The 3,225-nt window shown below is 71.2% G+C and carries 4 protein-coding genes; 2 read left to right on the top strand and 2 right to left on the bottom strand.

The features are described from left to right. Positions 1 to 146: 146 nt before the first annotated feature. Positions 147 to 1,004 (bottom strand): NAD(P)H-binding protein, encoded by an 858-nt coding sequence (locus tag AC1D01_RS26860; RefSeq protein ID WP_477871805.1) that lies wholly within the window; start codon positions 1,002 to 1,004, stop codon positions 147 to 149. 125 nt (positions 1,005 to 1,129) lie between these two features. Here AC1D01_RS26860 and AC1D01_RS26855 point away from each other — a divergent pair, with 125 nt between their 5' ends. Continuing rightward, positions 1,130 to 2,044 (top strand): LysR family transcriptional regulator, encoded by a 915-nt coding sequence (locus tag AC1D01_RS26855; RefSeq protein ID WP_477871803.1) that lies wholly within the window; start codon positions 1,130 to 1,132, stop codon positions 2,042 to 2,044. 69 nt (positions 2,045 to 2,113) lie between these two features. Then, positions 2,114 to 2,557 (top strand): YybH family protein, encoded by a 444-nt coding sequence (locus AC1D01_RS26850; protein ID WP_477871801.1) that lies wholly within the window; start codon positions 2,114 to 2,116, stop codon positions 2,555 to 2,557. Between the two features lie 2 nt (positions 2,558 to 2,559). On the opposite strand, the gene AC1D01_RS26845 is transcribed toward AC1D01_RS26850, so the two are convergent. After that, complete coding sequence (locus tag AC1D01_RS26845; RefSeq protein WP_477871807.1) at positions 2,560 to 3,180, bottom strand: flavin reductase family protein; 621 nt, start codon at positions 3,178 to 3,180, stop codon at positions 2,560 to 2,562. Positions 3,181 to 3,225 lie beyond the last annotated feature (45 nt).

The raw sequence follows: 3,225 nt of genomic DNA, 5'->3' as shown, positions 1-3,225 counted from the left end.
GGATGCGGCGTTCGAGCGCCGCGGCAGCACGGGCCGGCGCGGCGCTCACCATCGCACCGGCCGCCAGGCCGGCCAGCCACTCGCGGCGGGTGCAGTCATCGACACTCATGCGCCGATTCTGCGACCCGCCCGCCCGCGCGTGGCGATCACCCCACGAGTTGCTCGACAACGCTCGCGAGGCCGGTCGTGCCCTGCATCGGCACCGCCTCGCCGCCCGCGAACCGGATCCAGCCTTCGTTGAAGCCGTCGATCATCCGCATGCGCGGCTGCGGGTGGCGCATGCCCTGGCTGCGAAACAGCGCTTCCCAGCTGTCGCGCGGCACCGCCTCGGCGCGCACCGGCCGGCCGAGCGCCTGCGCCAACGCAGCAGCGATGTCGTCCGGGCTGACCGGCGCCGGGCCCTCGAGCTCGACGATGCGCTGCCCGGCACCCTTCTCCGTCAGCAGGCGCGCCGCGACACGCCCCACGTCGGCTGCGGCCACCATCGGCACCGGCCGCTCCAGCGGCTGCAGGAACGCCGGGATCACGCCCTGCGAGCGCGCCGCGTCGATGTCCCAGCGCAGGTTCTCGATGAACCACGCCGGGCGCAGGATCGTCACGTCCAGCGGCAGCGCCGACCACACCTCCTCCATCAGCGTGTGCTGGCTCAGCAGGTTCGGTTGCGCCGCCTGCGCACCGATCGTCGACAGGCACACCACCCGCGCCGGCCGCGCGGCGCGCAGCGCCTGGTCGAGGGCCGCGGCGGTGGCCCGCGCCTCGGGAAAGCCCGGCGCCGGGTCGAACACCGGCGGCGGCACCACGAACACGCTCGTGGCGCCGTCGAAGGCCCGCGCCAGCGCCGCGGCATCGTCCAGCGTGGCGATCGCGACCTCGCAGCCGAGCGCCGCCCAGGCGCGCCCCTTCTCGGCATCGCGCACGACGGCGCGCACCCGCTCGCCCCGCGCCAGCAGCTCGCGTGCGGCCGCGCCGCCGACCTGGCCCGTGATTCCGGTGATGGCATGCATGAAGACTTCCTTTCGTTGTTTCGACTTGCGTCAATCAGGAGGCGAATCGTAGGAAGCGGCACCCTTTGAGTAAAGGCAGCCTCAGGCATATCATTGCTGACACTGAATCATGAATTGAGCGAACGATGGCACTCGATGGCCGCCTGCTCTCCAACGTCGGCGTGCTGGCCGCGGTGATCGAAGGCGGCAGCTTCGTGCGCGCCGCCGAGGCCCTGGGCATGACGCCGTCCGGCGTCAGCCGGGCCGTCGCGCGGCTGGAGGCGCGCATCGGCGTGCGCCTGCTCGAGCGCACGACCCGCTCGCTGAACCTCACCGACGAAGGCCGCCGGCTCTATGCCGACATCAACCCGCTGGTGCTCGGCATCGAAGACGCGGTGACGCACGCCACCAGCTCGTCGGGCACCGTGCAGGGCCGGCTGCGCGTCAACACCGATGCGTTCACCTCGCGCCTGCTGCTGGCGCCGCACCTGCCGCGCTTCCTCGCGCTGCACCCCGACCTCACGCTGGAGCTGATCGCCCGCGAGCAGCTCGGCGACCTGGTCGGCGAGGGCTTCGACATCGCGGTGCGCTTCGGCGAGCCGCCGAGCTCGTCGCTGGTGGCGCGCAAGCTGCTCGAGAGCCGCATCGTCACGGTCGCGTCACCGGCCTACCTGAAGCAGCACGGCCGCCCGGCCACGCCCGGCGACCTGGCGCAGCACGCCTGCATCCAGGTGCGCGACATGGCCACCGGCCAGCCGTTTGCGTGGGAATTCCTGCGCGGCCGCAAGCACCTGAAGGTGCCGACCGCCGGCCGCCTGATGCTGACCGACCCCGGCACGCTGCTCGCGACCTGCCTGGCCGGCACCGGCATCGCGCAGATCAAGGCGATCGGCATCCAGGCGCAGCTCGACCGCGGCCAACTCGTCGACCTGTTCCCCGACTGGCCCGATGAGCGCTTCCCGCTGTATGCGCTCTACCCGTCGCGCCAATGGCCCGCGGCCAAGGTGCGCGCCTTCATCGAGTTCGTCGTCGAGGTGCTGAAGGCGTCGCCGCCGGGATGAGCCCGTTGTCGATTTCGCACCGCGTCGATCGTCGTCTGCAGACCCACCTCTTCATGCCAGGAGAAATCGATGACCCTTTCAGCCACCGACACCGACACCCCCGCCGCGATCCGGCAGCTTCTGCACGGCTACACGCAGTCCGTCCTCGCCAAGGACGTCGAGGCCTTCGTGGCGCTCTACGCTGCCGACGTGCGCGTGTTCGACATGTGGCACCGCTGGTCCCATGACGGGCAGCAACCGTGGCGCGAGATGGTGCAGGGCTGGTTCGGCTCGCTGCGCGACGAGCGCGTCCTCGTGGCCTTCAGCGAAGTGCGAACCCGGGTGGCGCAGGACCTCGCCGTGCTGCACGCCTTCGTCTCGTTCGCCGCGATCGATGCCGGCGGCGCCACCTTGCGCTCGATGACCAACCGCATCACGATGGCCCTGGTCCGGCAGGGCGACGGCTGGAAGATCGTCCACCAGCACACCTCGGCGCCGATCGACGGCGAGACGAAGGCGATCTTCCAGCGCTGAGATCAGAGCTCGTCGATCGCGTTGGCGCGCGCATCGCCGATCGCGAAGCGCTCGTTCGTCGTCACGTAGAAGCTCGCGCCGAAGCGGCCCACCGGGCGGTAGTCCTGCAGGCGCACGCGCCAGCGCTCGGCGTCGACCAGGCCGTCGCGCACCGTGAGCCACAGGATGCGGCCGAGGAAGACGTAGCGGCTGTCGGTCTCCAGCGTCTCGTGCAGCACGCACTCGAAGGCCACCGGCGCCTGCGCGATGCGCGGCGGCGCGACGCAGCGCGACGGCAGCGCCGTGAGCCCGGCATGGTCGAGCTCGCTCTGGTGCGGCGGCAGCGCGCTGCCGCAGGCGTGCATCTGCGCGCTCATCGCCTCGTCGGTCAGGTGCACGACGAACTCGCGGCTGCGCAGGATGTTGGCCGCGGTGTCCTTCAGCCGGCCGTCGTGCAGGCGGTTGACGCTGATGAACACCAGCGGCGGGTCTTCGCCGAGCATGTTGAACATGCTGAACGGCGCGGCGTTGACGACGCCGTCGGCGCCGAGCGTGGTGACCAGCGCGATCGGCCGCGGCACGATCAGGCTGGCCATCAGCTTGTAGCGCTCGTAGGCGCCGAGTTCGCGGAAGTCGATGTCCATCGGCGCCGTCACGCAAGATCGGTGCCGCCTGAGGGTTCGTAGCCC

The sequence above is a fragment of the Rhizobacter sp. P3_B12 genome (assembly GCF_056402895.1).
This window is presented reverse-complemented; position numbering and strand designations above follow the sequence as displayed.